We start from the raw sequence: 18,631 nt of genomic DNA on the forward strand, positions 1-18,631 counted from the left end.
TCACACAGTTCAAGATGTTGTTACTTGATATCTATCAAAGCGAATCGCATCATTGGCGATGCTTTGTGCCGGTATTTGACCAGACAGATAAGGGGCAGATATTGGACGCTTGACAACCACCCTACCACCGCAGACCGCCGTACGCATTGCCTGCGTCAAAAGCAGTCGTTCATCATCACTACTTGGTGGCGGTGCTAGCTCATGTAGCACCTGCATATTCTTGCCCACTTTGGCGGTGTAGCTGTCAGCAGGAAACATGGGGTCAAGATACACCAAATCCACCTTTGGTAACCCAAGCTCACTTAGTAAAAAATCCCCATAATGAATATGAATGCAAGACAGTAATTTTTGCCAGTTTTGATTGCCACTCATCAGTCCATGCTCATAAAATAGCAACAACGCCATGAGTGGCTGTCGCTCCATCATGTGCAACTGCACGCCCGTACTCGCCAAAATCAACCCATCATGCCCAAAACCTGCCATACCATCAATCACTGTCATCTGAGCGTTCAATTTACACGCCTGCAAAATCAACTCAGACTTTCGCCCTGCATTAACGATTCGTTTGGTCAATGCTTGCCAGTGAAGTGATGATTTCATGATGCCATTATCGCTTGCCCAAATGATGGCAGGACTGTTTTTTATGATGGCAATGATGGTACTATCCGGATAATCCAAGATGGTTGTCAAGATAAACTTATCATTCACCTTTGATAGCAGTTTAAAGGATAAAGTCAGTGGCAAATCATATTGAGCACTCAACAAGACAAGCTCATCAAAAATCCTAGCATCAGCATCTGTACCAACAACCAAAATATCCATGCAGTACATCAGCCTTGAATCTGATAGTCAAAAAGAAAATAAACCACTAGCACCGCCAACCCTGTAATAATACGCAAATACGCAAAAATCATAAAGTCTTTTTTGGACACCCATGCCACCATCAAACGAATGCACAGCAATGCCACGATGAACGAAACTGCCGTTCCTACTGCCAAAACCGCCCAATCCTGCCCCATCTGTAGCACATCTTTATTACTTAATAAATCCAAAAGTGCCGCACCGATAATCACAGGAATACCCAAAAAGAACGAAAACTCGGTCGCTGCCTTGCGAGATGCCCCAAACCATAATGCACCAATGATGGTCGAACCCGAACGGCTTGTGCCAGGTATGAGTGCCAAACACTGCACCAAACCAATCTTTAATGCCATTTTAACATCAATGTGTTCAGCTTCTTGTGCCTGAACTGCCTTTGGGTGTTTTTCAACATAAATAATAAGTATCGCCCCAATGATTAGCATCATCGCCACAATGAGTGGATGAAACAACACATCTGTAATAAAATCTTTTAGCGTAAAACCCGCCACCATGACAGCCAGTGTGGCAACAATAAGTGCCATGCCTAGCAATCTAGGGTTACTCATGTTGCTCGACTTACCCGTCAATAACCCCATCAACGCTGTCCATAGCCGTCCCCAATAGTCATAAATCACCGCCAAAATCGCCCCAAGTTGAACAAAAACGATAAACAAATTTCGTTTGTCCTTATCCCAAAACTCCATGATATCGGCAGATAAAATCATGTAGCCTGTACTTGATATGGGCAAAAATTCCGTCACACCTTCAACGATGCCCATGACAATAGCTTTTAAGAAAAGTAAAATATCCATAATATTGGCTTAATCAGTGATTTAAGTTAGCTGTTTTATTACCGTTCTTATGACCATGGTGATTGAGACGATATTTTAAAACGCTCTCACAAACAAACAGTCATCAATTCGCTTGTTTTTTACCTTGTTCGGCAAGTGTTTTCCAGGCATTATGGCGTAGATACACTGGCAAAGCCTGCTCAGCACTGATCGCACCACCTGCTTGCCATATCGGATAAGCAAGCTGTGCGATGTGATAAGCGGTAGGCTCTAAGTTTAATTTTTGTGCCGTGCTTTGTATTAAATCAGCACCATTGCCCACAATGACATCAGAAACAACCACGCTGTCATAATCCAGCAGGTATTCATCTTTGACTACCAAAGCACCATCAGCTAACACAAAATCACCTGCATAAACTTGGTTTTGTCTGGCATCTATCACACTGGTAATACGGCTGTTATTGGGTAGATTTTTTTTGGATATTAACGCATGTGCCAATGCCTTAAGGCTTGAAATACCGACACATGGGGCATCATTTGCCACCGATAATGCCTGTACCACCGCTGTATTGATGCGGATACCACTAAATGCACCAGGCCCTCGATTGAACGCCCATGCCAAAACCTCTTTGACATCAATACCAAGCTCATTCAAAGCCTCATCAAGCATCGGCAGGATAATCTCTGTCTGACCACGAGAACCTGCCACCGACTTATCATAAATCATCTGCCCATCAGCAGTCATCACAGCAATGGCACATTGATCAAAAATAGTATCAAATGCAACTAACATAACAGCTCACACACTCGCTTAATCTTCTGCCACCACTTTAATACAGACGGCTTAATTTCGGTAATTGTTTGGGTAATTTTAATTTTTCAATAATGAAAGACAAAAAACACTCAGTTAGGTCTTGAGTGTTTTTTGCCATGACGCATCAAAAACGCTTTTTAAAGTTTGGAAATTGCCCTTCCATCGCTTGCATTCGTTTTTGCATCTCCTCCATGCTTGGCATATTATTTGGATTAAGCCCCAACTCAGCCATTGATTGTTTCATCTGTGCTTCACTCATACCTGCCTGAGCTTTACCTGCACCACCAAACAATGGCCCACCGCCACCCGACATACCTTTGGTTAAACCTTGCACCGCTTTTATCATCTTGCCAATGCCATCAGGACGGCTAATCATCTTCATCATTTTTGCCATCTGCTTGTGTTGTTTAAGCAAGCGATTGACATCTTGGATTTGTTTGCCTGAGCCTGCAGCAATACGGCGTTTTCGGCTAGGGGTAATCTTATCAGGGTTTTGGCGTTCAAATGGCGTCATTGAGTGAATGAGTGCCTCCATCTCTTTAACCTTCTCTTCAGGTTTTGCTTCTTCCATCGCTTTTTGTAAATCGGCACCACCCATGCCTGGCATTTTATCCAAAAAGCCTGCCATACCGCCTAGATTTTTCATTTGCTGGAACTGATTGAGTAAGTCCTCTAGGTCAAACTCACCACCTTTTTGGAGTTTTTTTGCCATGCGTTCAGCTTGCTCACGGTCGATCTTATTCTCAACCTCCTCAACCAAACTTAACACATCACCCATACCCAAGATTCTTTGTGCGATTCGTTCTGGGTGGAATAACTCCAGTGCTTCTAGTTTCTCACCACGACCCAAAAACTTAATCGGCTTGCCTGTGATGGCACGCACCGACAACGCCGCCCCACCTCGAGCATCGCCATCAGTTTTGGTCAAAATGACACCTGTCAACGGCAATGCGTCATTAAAGGCTTTGGCGGTATTAGCCGCATCCTGACCTGTCATGCTATCCACAACAAACAAAGTCTCGGTTGGGTTGACCGCTGCTGTTAATGCCTTAATCTCATCCATCATCTCCTCATCAATCGCCAAGCGACCTGCAGTATCAATAATTAGGATATCGGCATACTTGATTTTTGCTTCTTCAATAGCACGGCGGGCAATATCAATAGGGTTTTCGCTCACACTTGATGGCACGAACATCGCCCCAACTTGCCCTGCGACAAATTCAAGCTGATTAATGGCAGCAGGACGGTATACATCAGCCGACACAAGCATGACTTTTTTCTTTTGTTTATCTTGAATGTATTTGGCAAGTTTACCTGCAGTCGTGGTTTTACCTGCACCCTGCAGACCTGCCAACAGATAGACAACAGGCGATTTTCCTGTCATCTCCAAAGACTGATTGGCAGAACCCATCATCTCGGTAAGTTCATCATAAACGATTTTAACAAAAGCCTGACCTGGAGCAAGCTCTTTGAGCACCTCTTGACCCAATGCCTTTTCTTTGACCTTAGCGACAAATTCACGAGCTACAGGTAGTGCCACATCCGCCTCTAAAAGTGCCATACGCACTTCACGCAGTGTATCTTTAATGTTATCTTCAGTCAACTGTCCTGTACCAGCGATGTTGCGAAGGCTGTCAGAAAGTCGTTCGGTTAGCGTATCAAACATAATTTTTCCAAATTAATCTAAAATCAAACAATGCGAAAACTACAAATACCGTCTATTTTATGATAAATTATGCAATTATGCCAATTTAAATTAAAAGGTGTGATAAAAAATGCTCGTTTTTTGCAATTTTTATCCAAATTAGGGGTTCTTGTGCTTAGTATCTATGTCATCACTGCGATAATTTATGCAACAGTTGTTGGTTTTTTGTATCAAAAACTCGCCAAACAACAACCCATTAACAAACAAATTTTTATCACCGCCTTATTGATCGGTGCAGGACTGCATGCGTTTTTATTATTTCCGCAAATCATCACTGCCTACGGTCTTAATCTACACATTTTTAACACCATCAGCCTAATCAGTCTGTTTTTTTTGGTGTTTTTTGTGTTGTTTTGTTTATATCGCCCCATCATGAGTTTGGGCATACTTGCCGTCCCAACTGCTTTAGCTGGTCTTAGTGTGGGGTTTTTTGGGCGAGCACCGTACGAACCTTTAGGTGAGCTGACATCAATACTACAAGCCCATATTTTACTGTCTTTTGCTGCTTATTGTGTACTACTGATGGCGACTGTACAAGCAATCATTCTAAAACTACAAATCCGAGAGCTAAAACATCAGACCATTCATCGTTTTTGGGTAAGTAAGCTACCAAGTTTGCAGAGCATGGAAAACTTGCTTTTTGACATGATTTTAGCTGGCTTTGTGATTTTAAGTATCGCCTTAGGTCTTGGCTTTGTCTCAACTTATGATATCATGGCACAGCACATCGCTCACAAGCTGTTTTTTAGCGTGCTGTCATGGCTTATCTTTGGTATTTTTATCATCGGACATTACCGCTTTGGCTGGCGTAGCAAGCGTGCTGCTAATTTTACCATCTATGGCTTTATTTTACTTGCTGTTGGTTTTGTTGGCTCAAAGGCAGTGCTTGAGTTGTTGATATAAAATCATTAAAACCCATCATTCACACAACAGCCCAACTAAGGGCTGTTTTTATTTTAGCCCAATCTACCGTCAGCGTGTGGCAATATAGCTCAAAGTCTCATCAAGCACAGCGGTGGCACGGCTATCATGCCCCACATTAGGGGCGTTGATGATGGCAACCAACACATACCATCTGCCTTGTGTATCCATCACATATCCAGCCAAACTTTTGACATTGTTGAGCGTGCCTGTCTTGACATAAGCACGACCGATGGCAGGATGGCTAGCATCACGCTCTGCCAAAGACAGCATTGTCCCTGTCTGCCCTGCAATCGGTAATGACTCCTTGAACACCTCAAAATTTGGCTGATGATAAGCAAATATCAACAAATCCGCCATCGCACTTGTTGTAATGCCACAATCCCTGCACAATCCAGATGCCCTGCTCATGATGGGCGGTTGCGTGGTTAAGTGTGTCTGCCACCATTTATTAATGAAGTTAAACGCACGAGAGTAGTCGCTCATCTTAGACTGTCCTGACATCGGTATGGATAATGGCAACGATAATGCCACCTGTTCGGTCATGACATTATTAGAGTATTGGTTAATAAGATAAATCTGCTCTGATAGCGGTCTAGATGGATAGCTAAGCCATGCAATAGTCGGGCTATCAACATCCGTCTGTATGCGAACATGACCTGAAAATTTAGCATCTAGTGACCGCCAAACACCCTTTACCGCCTTGAGTGCTAAAGTATCCGAATCAGCAAAAGTTAGCCAATAAGACCGCCTACCACAAGAAGCCCGTGTACCACTTAAGATGGTCAGCTTTGTATCCGTCAGATGAAATTTGGTGTCGTTTAAGCAACTGGTATGATTAGCAGCGATTTGAGTTGGTGCATCAAAATCATCAAGTGGTGGCAACACTCGCACAGCAGCACTTTGTGCGTCTGTCGGGGTAAAAGCAATGGCTTTTTTATTACCAATCTGTACCAACTTATCATGCCCTGATGGTAAAACATCAACTTCCACTGTGCCAAAATTAACCAAAAAAGCATTCGGTGCAGCATTATAAGCACGAAACCCCTGCCCGTCAAAAGCCTGAATGTCGTATTTAACATTGGTAAAAGCTGAGTTATCAATGATGATATCACCATGAATATGGCGTATGCCTTGCTTTTGTACTTGCTCAAGCATGGCAACAAGTCTATCATGCGTCATAGAAGGATCGCCAGAGCCTTTGATGACCAAATCGCCATACAGCACCCCATTTAATATCACACCCTTAGGATAGATACGAGTAAACCAACGGTGGTTCTCCCCCAAAGTGTGCAGAGCAATCAAGGTTGTGATGAGCTTTTGGGTGGATGCAGGTGTACGCAGCTTATCGGCACGGTGGCGGACGATTGGAGTATGTCGTCTAATGGCTTGAGTGGGTGTTTTTGCAATACTAATGCCGTCTAATGGCTCAATCCACAGACTTATCTCTTCGTCAGACAGCCCTGCCGCCATCATCTTAGCTTTGATGGCATGGGGTAGTGCCTGCTCATGGATATCATCATGAATGCTCTGTATTGATGTATTAGAAATCTCCGATGAATTTGCCAGCCCAACTTGAGCCATCAGCCCAAACGCTGCCACCAAACATTGACGGTACATACTCGCTCCATCTTTTTAGTCTATTTCCACAAAACACAGCCCACGCATCCTGTTAATGCCAAGACCCATGCCTTAATCACTGATGACAAATAATCATTCCATTTAATGGTTTCTTCTGGCTCAAAATGATTTAGCTTTTGGGCTATTTTCTTGCTCGTTGGCGTGCCATTTTAGCATCAAACTGGTGATTTTTCGCCAATATCCAACCTGCCAAATCTTAAACCAAAATAGTCATAAAAAACAAAAGATCGCTCATTGTAGAACAATCTTTTGAAAATTGCGGTTTAACTTATGTAACCAAGTATCACTCAATGACATTAAGTTTTCGGTAATGTAACGCCTGTCTGTCCCTGATATTTACCACCACGGTCTTTATAGGAAGTTTGACACACCTCATCAGATTGAAAAAATAGCATCTGTGCCACGCCCTCGCCTGCATAGATGCGTGCAGGTAGATTGGTGGTATTACTAAATTCCAAAGTAACATGGCCTTCCCATTCAGGCTCTAAGGGTGTAACATTAACGATGATTCCACAGCGTGCATAAGTAGATTTGCCCAAACAGATGGTCAGCACATCTCGTGGAATCTTAAAATACTCTACCGTACGAGCCAATGCAAATGAGTTTGGCGGAATGATGCATTCATCACCGACAATATCAATAAAACTTTTTTCATCAAAGTTTTTAGGGTCAACAATGGCGGAATGCACATTAGTAAACACCTTAAACTCATTGGCACAGCGAACATCATAGCCATAGCTTGATGTGCCGTAACTGACGATTTTATCGCCTTGTTCATTATGGCGGATTTGGTTTGGCTCAAACGGAGCAATCATCTGATGCTCTGTCGCCATTTGACGAATCCAGCGGTCTGACTTGATGGACATAATGATTTCTCACTTAAAATATTTATTGTAAAATTCTTTGCCTTATGGCTAAAACCACAAACAATACGCTACTAAAAATTTTTGCATTATAAAGGATAATGATGACTTAGGCAATTTAAAGTACCGATATTGCATTAGACTTTTTATCAAGCCAATTAAAATATCCGCCCACTTTCTCCTTTATCAAACTTACCAATTTGACCATCAATATTGTTAGCGATATGCTCATAATACACCGAAAAGTCATCACCCAATAGCACGCTTGGACTGCCTTTATCCATATTCTCACGGATGCCTGTGGCAAGCGGAAGCTGTCCCAATAATGGCACTTGATAACGCTTGGCTAGACCCTTGCCGCCATTTTCCCCAAAAATAGCATCTACATGACCACAATTCGTGCAAGTGTGTAGTGCCATATTCTCCACCACACCAATAACAGGGATATCAGTCTTAAAAAACATTTCCATGCCTTTTTGAGCATCAAGTAAAGCGATGTGCTGTGGCGTAGTAACAATCACCGCTCCTGTAATCGGAATACGCTGAGCAAGGGTTAACTGAATATCGCCCGTACCAGGCGGCATATCAATAACCAGATAGTCAAGATGTGGCCAGTTAGTCTGATTGTATAGTTGCATCAAAGCACCTGTCGCCTTGATGCCACGCCATGCCACTGGGGTATTATCACTCTCTAGCAAGCTACCAATAGAGAGCATAGCAAGCCCATGAGCATCTATTGGTACAAATTGATCGTTTTCAACAGCAGGTTTTACCCCTACCACACCAAGCATATCAGGCACAGATGGCCCATAGATGTCGGCATCTAAGATACCTACTCTCTTACCAAGCTTCTGTAAAGCAAGGGCGATATTCACAGTGGTGGTAGATTTACCCACACCCCCCTTGCCAGATGCCACAACAATGATATGGCGAATGCGTGGATGCACAGCGATATCAGACTGCCTAGAGACGGATTTGGTGGGTGTAGATTGCTCTGACATGGCATCACTGCCATCTTGAACACTGTTATTGGGATTAAAATTCTGCACACCCGTCTTTTGCTGACCACTGATATCTATTTTTGTGCCAGTTGGGGCAACTTTATCAGACAAAACAACATTAAGATTTACCTCCCCAACACCAATTAGATGCAGTCTGCTCCTTAGGTCGTGATACACCTTTTCAAGCTCGGCTTGGTTGGCATTTTTATGCACTTTTAGGGTTAGGTTTAGTGTATCGCCACTTAGCTCATGACCATCTATATAAGTCGCCAACGACTGCTCATATAAAGTAAATTCACTCATCACTTTATTAATATCAGTCATGCTGATGGTTGTTTTCTTTTTAAAGGGATTAAACATGGTATCTTATTGGTTATGGATTGGTATCAATGTTAGTTAGCGTATGTTTTTGGCAAAACCGCCATATGATAGACTTACTTTATTGTAGCATGATTTTATTAGGTCATACATTGCTTTTATCAAAATCAACCAAATAACCCATCAGCCCTAAGCTTTGGTCTATGTCGCCATATAAAACATCCAAACAAGCATGACTGAAACCATCTAAGCGATTTACGAACAGCCCAACAAAGATATCGTTTAATTTTATAAGAAAAAATCAGCAGAACATCCAATTTTTGCCAAAAATTTGATAGAATAGGCTTTTTATGAAAACAAAACTCATGACCACGCCACTACTGACCGCCGATTTTGATTACCATTTACCTGACGAACTCATCGCTCGTTATCCGCTCGCTATGCGTTCAGCTTCTCGCCTGCTTCATGTGCAAGGCAACAGACGCACGGATTTGGCATTCACCGATTTGCCCAGCCTATTAAATAAAGGCGACTTGCTTGTGTTAAACGACACTAAAGTGATGAAGGCTCGGCTATTTGGCATTAAGGATACAGGTGGTGCGGTGGAGGTGCTTATTGAACGCATCACCAATCATGAGCAACGCATCGCTCACGGTCATGTTCGCTCTAGTCGTGCCCTAAAACTTGGGCAGACAGTCAGTTTGGCGGACGGCAACATAACAGCCACCATGTGTGGACGAAACAAAAACTTATTCATCTTGCAGTTTAATGCACCGATTTTACCAGACTTGGAACGCTATGGGCAGATGCCTATTCCGCCTTATTTTGAACGCAAAGCCGACCAAGATGATGACACTCGTTATCAAACGGTATTTTATGACCCTGCCAAAGCGGCCAGTGTTGCTGCACCAACCGCAAGCCTACATTTTGATGAAAAAGTGCTAAATGAATTAAAAAATCAAGGTGTTAAGATTGCCTTTGTAACGCTTCAAGTTGGTGCAGGTACTTTTACTCCTGTTAAAGCAGAGAATCTATCAGAGCATATCATGCACGCTGAATACGCTCACTTGCCACAAGCAACCGCCAATCAAATCAATGAAACCAAGGCAAATGGTGGGAAAATCATCGCTGCAGGCACGACCGTTGCTCGTACGCTAGAGACCGCCCATCTACATCGTGTAGATGGCAAACTGACCGAGTTTAGTGGTGATACACAAATTTTTATTTATCCGCCTTATCACTTTGGTGTGGTGGATAGATTGATTACCAATTTTCATCTACCCAAATCCACCCTGCTGATGCTTGTGTCTGCCTTTGCTGGCACTGACAACATCAAACAAGCTTATGCTCATGCCATCAGTGAGCGTTATCGCTTTTTTAGCTATGGCGATGCAATGTTACTGGATAAAAACTAACACAAGACCGATAGGCAAAATAACAGGTTTTTATTATGATGACTTTATCAAAATAACCTTGTAAAAATAGCACTGTTAAAAAATTCACCCACATTACCAATTAAGACCAATCATATGAAATTTACTCTACATAACACCTGCTCTACCACTCGTGCCAGAAGAGGCACGGTTCATTTAGCACACGGACAAGTACAGACCCCTGCTTTTATGCCTGTAGGAACTTATGGCACTGTCAAAGGGATGCTACCTAAAGACATCCATGCCATCGGTGCAGACATCATTTTGGGCAATACCTTTCATCTATGGCTTCGCCCTACCACTGCTGTTATTGATCAGTTTGGCGGACTGCATGACTTTATCGGTTGGGATAAACCAATTTTGACGGATTCTGGTGGTTTTCAGGTATTTAGTCTTGGAGCAATGCGTAAAATCAAAGAGGAAGGCGTGTATTTTCGCTCGCCGATTGACGGAGCTAAAGTATTTTTGTCGCCTGAGATTTCAATGCAAATCCAAAAATCGCTAAACTCCGATATCGTCATGCAGTTCGATGAATGCACACCTTACCCTGCCACCCATCTTGAGGCGGATAAATCTTTAGAGCTTTCACTTCGCTGGGGGCAACGGTGCATTGATGAACATCAAAAACTGGGCAATAAAAATGCTCTGTTTGGCATCATTCAAGGTTCTATGTATCGAGATTTGCGTGAAAAATCGCTATCAGGACTGTTAAAGATGCCTTTTGATGGCTATGCCATTGGCGGTCTTTCGGTGGGCGAACCAAAAGATGAGATGATGGGCGTACTCAATTATCTACCCAATCTTATGCCGTCCGATAAGCCACGCTACTTGATGGGCGTAGGCACTCCTGTTGATATTATTGAGGTGGTGCGTCGTGGTGTGGATATGTTTGACTGTGTCATGCCAACTCGCAACGCAAGAAACGGTCATCTGTTCACATCAACAGGGGCGATAAAAATCAAAAATGCTGTCCATCGTCATGACACATCACCCTTAGATAGTGAATGCGACTGCTATACTTGCCAGAATTTTAGCCGTGCCTATTTACATCATCTGCACAAATGCAATGAAATGCTATCTGCTCAATTAAACACCATTCACAACCTACGCTTTTATCAAAATCTCATGGCAGGCATTAGAGCCAGTATTGAAGAAGACCGTTTTGGGGCATTTGTGGCACAATTTTATACCAAACAAGGGTTGGAAGTGCCTGCATTAGAGCTTAGCTGATTACAAAATATCGGCAAACTCAACTTCTTAAAACCAGATAAAAACACACGCCCAATAAAGCGTGTGTTTTTTAACTGAGTGAGCCACTCACCAACTTGGCAAATTACTCACTTGGTACTTCATCCATATCAATATCAGGGTTTTTTATCAAATGGATGGCGGATAAAATCAAGCCACCCCAAATAGCAGCCAATGCTATTATCATGATAATTAAAGCTGTGCTATTCATAATAATCTCCCTTTTGTTCGCCATGAGAACTATGTCCACGAGCTTTTGTTAGTAGCATTGCCCCGATAGCAAAGATTGCTACCACACCCCAACCAAAGATAAGTTGCGTGATGAAGTTATAGCTATCATAACCTTCGGTCAGCAGTGATTTTAGGCTAAGTACCAACGCAGCAATCAATGAGATTGGCGTAATTACAGTTAATACAAACGACCAACCTGCACCCACTTTGACACTTGAAATACCATTGATGTGGCGGATAAGTTTATCAAGCAAACCACGGTTTAGCCAAGTTACCCAGATGATTGACAAAATCGCACCAAACACCACGCCAATATTATTGGCAAAATGATCGATGATATCAACAAAGGTAATCGCCGTCTTAGTTGAAAACAGTACAATAGAAATGATTGCCGAAATGCCACCAACGATGGTAACGGCTTTTTTGTGCGACCAACCAAATTTATCTTCAACCGCAGAGATTGGCACTTGAATAATACTTGCCATCGAGGTCAGACCTGCTACAAATAGCGAAGCAAAGAACAACACGCCGATAATCGTGCCAGCATCACCCATGCTTGAGATGATTTTTGGGAAAGCCACGAAAGCCAAGCCAATACCGCCAGAGACAACTTCTGCCACAGGCTTGCCTGATGCCGCCGCCATAAAGCCAAGCACCGAGAAAATACCAATACCCGCTAAGATTTCAAATGATGAGTTGGCAAAACCAACCATCAGTCCAGAACCTGTCAGGTTGGCGTTCTTTTTTAGGTATGATGAGTAAGTTACCATAATACCAAAGCCGATAGACATTGAAAAGAACACATGACCATAAGCCGCAAGCCATACTTTTGGGTTTGCCATCGCCGCCCAGTTTGGTGTAAAGAAGGTATTAAGACCCTCAACTGCACCTGGCAGACGCACCGCTTGAATCACCATAATGGCAAACATAACAACAAGCAATGGAATAAAAATCTTATTAACCAGCTCAACGCCTTTTCTGATACCACCATACATGATGAATAGCACAATTGCCCACACCACCACAACGCCAATGAATAGGCTTGGCACAAAGGTAAAATCTAACCCTGAGCCGTTTTGTAGATAGTGATTAAAAAAGAAACTTTCTGTATCTTCGCCCCACGCTTGGCTAAATGAGTACAGGGTATATTGACCTGCCCAGCTAAGCACGCTAGCATAATAAATACCAATGACAGAGCAGACCAATACTTGCCACCAACCCACGCCTTCGGCAGATTTTACCATGCGTCCATAAGCGGTTGGCGGTGCACCACGGTACTTTTGCCCAACCACATAATCCAAAAACAATAGTGGGAAACCTGCTGTCGCTAAGGCAATCAAATACGGAATAAAAAACGCACCACCACCATTTTCATAAGAAACATACGGAAAACGCCAAATATTCCCTAAGCCGACTGCCGAACCAATGGCAGCCAAAATAAATCCAGAGCGTGCCGACCAACTTTCTCGTTGCACAGACATAAACTCTCCTTATCTGTTTATCATTTTTCATCGTCATGGCACAATCAGCCCAACGATCACTGATTACTTACCTATTAATTAACAACCTTACAAATATATCTTGCAGTATTGTTGCTATAATAGTTTGATTTATTAATAAACAAAAGTCAAATAAAATAAAATACAAAAACCCCTAGCTAAAAGTTATGGGTTTTTGTATCAACGGATTAAATTAGCGAGTTAAGCCTCGCTGACTATTTTGTAGAGAGTTGATAAACAGCTGAACCTTAGGTTCATGAACGACCAGCTTTTGTAATTCATCTAATGCCTGCCCACGAATCAGACCTGAGCGAAATACCACCCGATAAGCATCGTCTAGTATTTTAATCGTCTCGGCACTCCAGCCTTTTCTACGCATACCCTCTTTATTGATGCCATGCGTCTTAGCAGGATTGCCCAAAACCATCGTAAATGCCGCCACATCTTTTAAGACGAGACTTGCACCACCAATCATACTATAATCATCGATACGGCAAAACTGATGGATACCTGACTGACCACCGATAATCACATAATGACCAATATGGCTATGCCCTGCCACACCAACATTATTAGCAAGCACATTATGATCACCCACCACACAATCATGAGCGATGTGCGTATTGACCATAAATAGATTATGGCTACCAATCTTAGTTAAGCCACGATCTTGAACCGTACCACGATGAAAGGTGCAAGACTCTCTGATGCAATTATAATCTCCGATTTCCAGATAAGTCGTCTCGCCTGCATATTTTAAATCTTGCGGATTTTCACCAATACTAGCAAACTGATAAATCTCATTATGCTCACCAATCGTGGTATTCTCACCCACAATGACATGATTTTTTAGTATCGTGTGTGCACCAATTTTACTATTCTTACCAACAATACAATAAGGACCAATAACAGCTGTTTCATCAATGATGGCGGATTCATCAATGATGGCGGTTGGGTGAATGCTCATACCTACCCCAAAAACTCCCACATGGTATTATCCATGATTTTTATAGTTAACATGATTGTCATACTATTTAGTATAACCAACCAAGTCTTAGCTTGAAATTTATTACCTAGTTTAATACATCTCACTACATTCATCAATCACAAATCAGCAACATTTTGACGAGCAATCATAATCTCAGCACTACACGCCAACTCACCATCAACATGAGCAGTACACTCAAACTTGTAAATATCACGCACACTTCTGGTCGCCTTTGAACGAATCACCAAAGTATCGCCTGTACTAACCATCTTTTTAAAGCGTACCTTATCCACACCTGCAAACAGATACAAGTAGCCACTTTTAGAAGTCTGACCTGCACTAATAAAACCCAAAATACCCGACAACTGAGCCATCGCTTCAACCATCAGTACGCCTGGCACGATGGGATTGTCAGGAAAATGCCCATTGAACAGCTCTTCATTGATTGTAATGTTCTTGTAGCCAGTAATCCAATGATTAGGCGAGCAAGCAGTTACACGGTCAATTAGCATGAACGGATAACGATGTGGCAGATAGTGCTTGATTTGGTCGTATTTTAAAGGCAAGATAACCCCTCGCTCATTTAGTGCGTCCAAATCCTCTTGGGTGAGTAGATCAATATCGATGGTGGTATTTGACATGGTGTATCCTTAGTATAAGAACAGTAAATAGTACTTTATTTATATTTTATAAAATAAATCCAAACAGGCTTTTGATTATTTTTCACCAGACTGACGGAACTTGATGGTGGCACGACGCCATTTGGCTGTCGGCATGGCGATTGTACCTGATGAGTAGCTACCTGCTTCTTTGATATGGTTGGTTACCATTGTCATGGCGGTAATGGTAACTCCATCAGCAATCGTGATATGCCCTGTGATGCCAGCTGCCCCGCCAATGATGCAATGACGACCAATATGCGTACTGCCTGCAATGCCAACTTTTGCAGCAATCGCTGTGCCATCGCCAATATGCACATTATGGGCAATCTGCACCAGATTATCAATAATGACATCATTACCAATGACCGTATCACCAACCGCCCCACGGTCAATGCAAGTATTGCTACCAATACGCACTCGGCTACCAATGACCACTCGCCCCAACTGTGCGATACGCTGCCAACGAAACCCCTCTTTGGTCGGATTTGGGGCAAAACCAAAGCCTTCTGCCCCAATACTAGCATGGGCATGAATGCTTACTTCATCACCAAGCTGACTGTGATGAGCGATGCTGACATGAAAAGAAATCTGACAACGCTCCCCAAGCACCGCAAAATCATCAATCGTTACATTTGACCCAATGACAGAGTTCGCCCCAATCTGTGCATTTTCACCAATCACGCTATAAGCACCGATACTCACACCCTCTGCCAGCACGGCTGTTGGTGAGATAATGGCGGTTGGGTGTATGTTTGATACCTGTTTGGGCTCATAAGCAAATAGTGGACTAACACAAGCATATGCCAAGTACGCATCTTTGACGATGATGGCGACCGCTGTATTAGGAATGGATTGCGTGAACGACTCGCTTGCAATGATGACACCTGCTTGGCTACTCATCAAGTCATCGCCATACTTGGTGTGAGCGATGAATGCCACAGCATCAGCATCGGCATCTGATAAATTCGCCACACGCAGTACAGTTTTTTGGGTGTCAGATATGCCAAGTACAGCCTTGTTTAAAACAGGCTGTACTTTTTCAATCACTTCAATCAGCTGTAGGAGCGTTGCCATCAGAACACGCTACCGATTTGGAATTGGACTTTTTCAGTCTCATCATTAGCTTTGCTGTTAATCGGCTTTGAATAGCTGATAGATAATGGTCCAATTGGCGTGTACCATGTTGCACCAATACCTGCACTATAGCGAAGCTCTTTATCTTGCTCTAGCACAGTGTAGCTTGTTGATTGGGCATTACCATTGGTGATTTGCTTTAGATTCACTTTTTGCTTATCCATACCTGTGGTATCAAACACTTGACCACCTTCAAAGAATAGTACAGGACGGACTTGGTCAACCCAATCACCTTTAAATGGTAATGGTAAAATCAGTTCTGCACCAAAGGTAGCCAAGGCATTACCACCGACATTTTCCCCCAATCGATGTCGCTCCTGCTGACTGGCAACATCATATCTTTGTGAACGAGGACCTAAACTTGAAGCATTATAGCCACGCACCGAGCCATAACCACCTGCATAGAAGTTTTCATAAAATGGCAAGTCATTGCCATAGCCCAGTCTGGTGTAGCCACGCAGGATACTACCCTTCCATAAAGGATGATAAATATTACCAGTGTACACGGCTTTTTGATATGTCTTATCGCCAAAGCCTAAGGTAAGATCAACATTGTGGCTCATACCCTTAGTTGGGAACACTGGTTTATCCAAACTTGAATAGCTCCAGCCCAATGTGGCATTATACGAGGTGTAATTATGGCTAAAGCCTGCTTTATTCCCATCAAATATCGTAATTTTACCGCCATCTTCAAGTAATCGCTTGACATTGCTAACCGCCATGCCACGACCACCTTGAATCTTGGTATTATCAATATTAAAACCTGCACTAATACGCTGATTTTCATTGATAGGATAACCATAACTTAGCGTACCGCCATAGGAATCTAGCACATAATTACTGATACTCCTATTGTCATACTTGGTTTTACGATAGTAAGCATTCACACTTTGTGAAACACCATTTTCAGTAAAGAATGGATTGGTCATACCAAAGTTATACACATCACGAGTCTCTGAACGAGAAAATGATGTATTAACACGATTACCAGTACCCATAAAGTTTGACTGCGATAATTCCAACTGGAAAGTCAAACCACCAGACTGACTATAACCTGCAGCGATGGTTGATGAACCCGATGGCTGTTCTTGTACAGTAAATCTGATGTCCACTTGGTCAGGAGTGTTTGGGACAGGGATAACTTCAGCCTGCACATCTTTAAAGAAACCTGTACGCATTAGGCGTATACGAGACAGCTGAATTTGAGAGTTTGATGCCAATGCCCCTTCTAGCTGACGCATTTCACGGCGTAGCACTTCATCTTTGGTCTTTGAGTTACCTGCAAAGTTAATACGGCGTACATACACAGGGCGTACAGGATCAATATAATAATCAATATCTACCGTGCGAGTCTCATCATTGATTCGTGTAATTGGGCGAATTTGGGCATAATAATAGCCATCATCACCGAATTTACCAGCAAGCTTGGTGGTAACCTCGTCAAGTTTGGCTTGTGAATAATTGTCGCCCTCTTGAAAGTTTACGAACTTTTGTAGTTCATCAATCTCATAGGTAACATCACCCAAAAATTGCGTCTTACCAAAATTATATCTCTCGCCCTCACTAACGGCAATCTCAACAAATACCTTATCCTTTTCCTCATCAATGGATAGGCTAGAATTTTCTACCTTAAAACGCACAAAGCCTTCATTTAGGTATTTTACCTGCAAAGCTTCAAGGCTGGCATTTAATCGCTCCTGACTATAACGGTTGGCTTTTGAAAGCGGGTTTATCACTCTATCTTTTAAAGTCAGCTCATCTTTGATGTCTTCATCACTAAAATATTTATTGCCAATAATATTGACATCAACAACTTTTGCCGCCTTACCTTCAATGAACTCAACATCTAGCTTAACTCGGTTGCCATCTAGTTCGGTTTGATTAACCTTAATGTCGCTGTTGTAATAGCCTTGCGAGATATACTGGTTTTTTAGCTCATTTTCAATGGCATTTACAGTGGATTGCTTTAGCACACCCCCAACGGTCAGACCTGCCATTTTTAAGCCTTCTTCAAGACCTTGCTTTGGAATGAGTTTATTATCCTTAAAGTTAATTTCTGCAATCACAGGTCGTTCTGTTACATGAAACAACACCCCACCGTCTTTAACTTCAGCTTGCACATTTGAAAAGTGCCCTGTTGCATACAATGCACGGATACTCTGAGCAAGCTGTTCCTCGCTCACGCTTTGACCCAAGCGAATGGGCAAGGTTGTTTGTAAACTTTCAATGGTAACACGCTGTAAACCATTGATCGCAATATCATTAGCAATAAAGGCCTGTGCGTGGGCAGATGTTGTCATCGCCATGATGATGGCGGTAGAAATTGAAGTAGTTACAAAACCTGAAAACTTAGGCATACACATAAAATCATATCCACAATTATTATCAATTTTAAAGATGTGTGCCATATCCATATCATCGCCCAAATTGAAAAATAATCCAAAAGAAGCAATGAGCAGAAAGACACAACATTAACCGTGCTAAATTAAGCCAAAAAAGCGATTTTGGCAAGCCCCAAAAG

16 protein-coding genes are annotated in these 18,631 nt (G+C 42.5%); 3 read left to right on the plus strand and 13 right to left on the minus strand.

Annotation, left to right across the window (positions count from 1 at the left end; genetic code table 11):
- Positions 1 to 9: 9 nt before the first annotated feature.
- The 4 genes from LU276_RS05505 to ffh all read right to left on the minus strand — a co-directional run bounded on the left by LU276_RS05505 (position 10) and on the right by ffh (position 4,132).
- Positions 10 to 822 carry a class I SAM-dependent methyltransferase gene (locus LU276_RS05505; RefSeq protein ID WP_284672879.1) on the minus strand — a complete coding sequence of 271 codons (813 nt, stop codon included), beginning with the start codon at positions 820 to 822 and terminating at the stop codon, positions 10 to 12.
- A gap of 8 nt (positions 823 to 830) precedes the next feature.
- The gene (locus LU276_RS05510) at positions 831 to 1,673 is read right to left on the minus strand and encodes an undecaprenyl-diphosphate phosphatase (protein WP_284672880.1); all 843 of its coding nucleotides are present in this window, start codon (positions 1,671 to 1,673) and stop codon (positions 831 to 833) included.
- A 103-nt stretch (positions 1,674 to 1,776) separates the two neighbouring features.
- Positions 1,777 to 2,445: a tRNA (adenosine(37)-N6)-threonylcarbamoyltransferase complex dimerization subunit type 1 TsaB gene (gene tsaB, locus LU276_RS05515; RefSeq protein ID WP_284672881.1), complete on the minus strand. Its 669-nt coding sequence runs from the start codon at positions 2,443 to 2,445 to the stop codon at positions 1,777 to 1,779.
- 145 nt (positions 2,446 to 2,590) lie between these two features.
- Positions 2,591 to 4,132, minus strand: a complete 1,542-nt coding sequence (gene ffh / locus LU276_RS05520; RefSeq protein WP_284672882.1) for a signal recognition particle protein — start codon at positions 4,130 to 4,132, stop codon at positions 2,591 to 2,593.
- Between the two features lie 69 nt (positions 4,133 to 4,201).
- Here ffh and LU276_RS05525 point away from each other — a divergent pair, with 69 nt between their 5' ends.
- On the plus strand, positions 4,202 to 5,074 hold the full coding sequence (locus tag LU276_RS05525) for a cytochrome C assembly family protein (protein WP_284672883.1): 873 nt from the start codon (positions 4,202 to 4,204) through the stop codon (positions 5,072 to 5,074).
- 69 nt (positions 5,075 to 5,143) lie between these two features.
- On the opposite strand, the gene dacB is transcribed toward LU276_RS05525, so the two are convergent.
- The 3 genes from dacB to LU276_RS05540 form a co-directional block, all read right to left on the minus strand.
- Complete coding sequence (gene dacB, locus LU276_RS05530; RefSeq protein WP_284672884.1) at positions 5,144 to 6,712, minus strand: D-alanyl-D-alanine carboxypeptidase/D-alanyl-D-alanine endopeptidase; 1,569 nt, start codon at positions 6,710 to 6,712, stop codon at positions 5,144 to 5,146.
- 317 nt (positions 6,713 to 7,029) lie between these two features.
- Positions 7,030 to 7,599, minus strand: coding sequence for a dCTP deaminase (gene dcd, locus LU276_RS05535; RefSeq protein ID WP_284672885.1), 570 nt, complete (start codon positions 7,597 to 7,599; stop codon positions 7,030 to 7,032).
- 155 nt (positions 7,600 to 7,754) lie between these two features.
- Positions 7,755 to 8,957 (minus strand): Mrp/NBP35 family ATP-binding protein, encoded by a 1,203-nt coding sequence (locus LU276_RS05540; RefSeq protein WP_373628549.1) that lies wholly within the window; start codon positions 8,955 to 8,957, stop codon positions 7,755 to 7,757.
- Positions 8,958 to 9,265: 308 nt separating this feature from the next.
- Here LU276_RS05540 and queA point away from each other — a divergent pair, with 308 nt between their 5' ends.
- Positions 9,266 to 10,330: a tRNA preQ1(34) S-adenosylmethionine ribosyltransferase-isomerase QueA gene (gene queA / locus LU276_RS05545; RefSeq protein WP_284672887.1), complete on the plus strand. Its 1,065-nt coding sequence runs from the start codon at positions 9,266 to 9,268 to the stop codon at positions 10,328 to 10,330.
- Positions 10,331 to 10,444: 114 nt separating this feature from the next.
- Positions 10,445 to 11,578 (plus strand): tRNA guanosine(34) transglycosylase Tgt, encoded by a 1,134-nt coding sequence (gene tgt, locus LU276_RS05550; RefSeq protein WP_284672888.1) that lies wholly within the window; start codon positions 10,445 to 10,447, stop codon positions 11,576 to 11,578.
- A gap of 103 nt (positions 11,579 to 11,681) precedes the next feature.
- Here the strand turns inward: tgt and LU276_RS05555 are convergent, their stop codons facing one another.
- From LU276_RS05555 to bamA, 6 genes are all read right to left on the minus strand, one after another.
- Positions 11,682 to 11,807, minus strand: a complete 126-nt coding sequence (locus LU276_RS05555) for a methionine/alanine import family NSS transporter small subunit (RefSeq protein WP_284672889.1) — start codon at positions 11,805 to 11,807, stop codon at positions 11,682 to 11,684.
- On the minus strand, positions 11,800 to 13,308 hold the full coding sequence (locus LU276_RS05560; RefSeq protein ID WP_284672890.1) for a sodium-dependent transporter: 1,509 nt from the start codon (positions 13,306 to 13,308) through the stop codon (positions 11,800 to 11,802). Before LU276_RS05560 ends, LU276_RS05555 begins: the two co-directional genes overlap by 8 nt.
- A 211-nt stretch (positions 13,309 to 13,519) precedes the next feature.
- Positions 13,520 to 14,293, minus strand: a complete 774-nt coding sequence (gene lpxA / locus LU276_RS05565; RefSeq protein ID WP_284672891.1) for an acyl-ACP--UDP-N-acetylglucosamine O-acyltransferase — start codon at positions 14,291 to 14,293, stop codon at positions 13,520 to 13,522.
- A gap of 137 nt (positions 14,294 to 14,430) precedes the next feature.
- The gene (gene fabZ, locus LU276_RS05570) at positions 14,431 to 14,955 is read right to left on the minus strand and encodes a 3-hydroxyacyl-ACP dehydratase FabZ (RefSeq protein WP_284672892.1); all 525 of its coding nucleotides are present in this window, start codon (positions 14,953 to 14,955) and stop codon (positions 14,431 to 14,433) included.
- Between the two features lie 75 nt (positions 14,956 to 15,030).
- Positions 15,031 to 16,050, minus strand: a complete 1,020-nt coding sequence (gene lpxD / locus LU276_RS05575; protein WP_284672893.1) for a UDP-3-O-(3-hydroxymyristoyl)glucosamine N-acyltransferase — start codon at positions 16,048 to 16,050, stop codon at positions 15,031 to 15,033.
- Positions 16,050 to 18,467: an outer membrane protein assembly factor BamA gene (bamA, locus tag LU276_RS05580; protein WP_284672894.1), complete on the minus strand. Its 2,418-nt coding sequence runs from the start codon at positions 18,465 to 18,467 to the stop codon at positions 16,050 to 16,052. Before bamA ends, lpxD begins: the two co-directional genes overlap by 1 nt.
- Positions 18,468 to 18,631: the final 164 nt, after the last annotated feature.

Source organism: Moraxella haemolytica, assembly GCF_030177935.1.
Taxonomy (GTDB): Bacteria; Pseudomonadota; Gammaproteobacteria; order Pseudomonadales; family Moraxellaceae; genus Moraxella; species Moraxella haemolytica.

Coding starts and splice junctions, on each gene's coding strand:
- LU276_RS05505 (WP_284672879.1), bottom strand. CDS start 822: ATGGATATTTTGGTTGTTGGTACAGATGCTGATGCTAGGATTTTTGAT.
- LU276_RS05510 (WP_284672880.1), bottom strand. CDS start 1,673: ATGGATATTTTACTTTTCTTAAAAGCTATTGTCATGGGCATCGTTGAA.
- tsaB (WP_284672881.1), bottom strand. CDS start 2,445: ATGTTAGTTGCATTTGATACTATTTTTGATCAATGTGCCATTGCTGTG.
- ffh (WP_284672882.1), bottom strand. CDS start 4,132: ATGTTTGATACGCTAACCGAACGACTTTCTGACAGCCTTCGCAACATC.
- LU276_RS05525 (WP_284672883.1), top strand. CDS start 4,202: ATGCAATTATGCCAATTTAAATTAAAAGGTGTGATAAAAAATGCTCGT.
- dacB (WP_284672884.1), bottom strand. CDS start 6,712: ATGTACCGTCAATGTTTGGTGGCAGCGTTTGGGCTGATGGCTCAAGTT.
- dcd (WP_284672885.1), bottom strand. CDS start 7,599: ATGTCCATCAAGTCAGACCGCTGGATTCGTCAAATGGCGACAGAGCAT.
- LU276_RS05540 (WP_373628549.1), bottom strand. CDS start 8,957: ATGTTTAATCCCTTTAAAAAGAAAACAACCATCAGCATGACTGATATT.
- queA (WP_284672887.1), top strand. CDS start 9,266: ATGAAAACAAAACTCATGACCACGCCACTACTGACCGCCGATTTTGAT.
- tgt (WP_284672888.1), top strand. CDS start 10,445: ATGAAATTTACTCTACATAACACCTGCTCTACCACTCGTGCCAGAAGA.
- LU276_RS05555 (WP_284672889.1), bottom strand. CDS start 11,807: ATGAATAGCACAGCTTTAATTATCATGATAATAGCATTGGCTGCTATT.
- LU276_RS05560 (WP_284672890.1), bottom strand. CDS start 13,308: ATGTCTGTGCAACGAGAAAGTTGGTCGGCACGCTCTGGATTTATTTTG.
- lpxA (WP_284672891.1), bottom strand. CDS start 14,293: ATGAGCATTCACCCAACCGCCATCATTGATGAATCCGCCATCATTGAT.
- fabZ (WP_284672892.1), bottom strand. CDS start 14,955: ATGTCAAATACCACCATCGATATTGATCTACTCACCCAAGAGGATTTG.
- lpxD (WP_284672893.1), bottom strand. CDS start 16,050: ATGGCAACGCTCCTACAGCTGATTGAAGTGATTGAAAAAGTACAGCCT.
- bamA (WP_284672894.1), bottom strand. CDS start 18,467: ATGCCTAAGTTTTCAGGTTTTGTAACTACTTCAATTTCTACCGCCATC.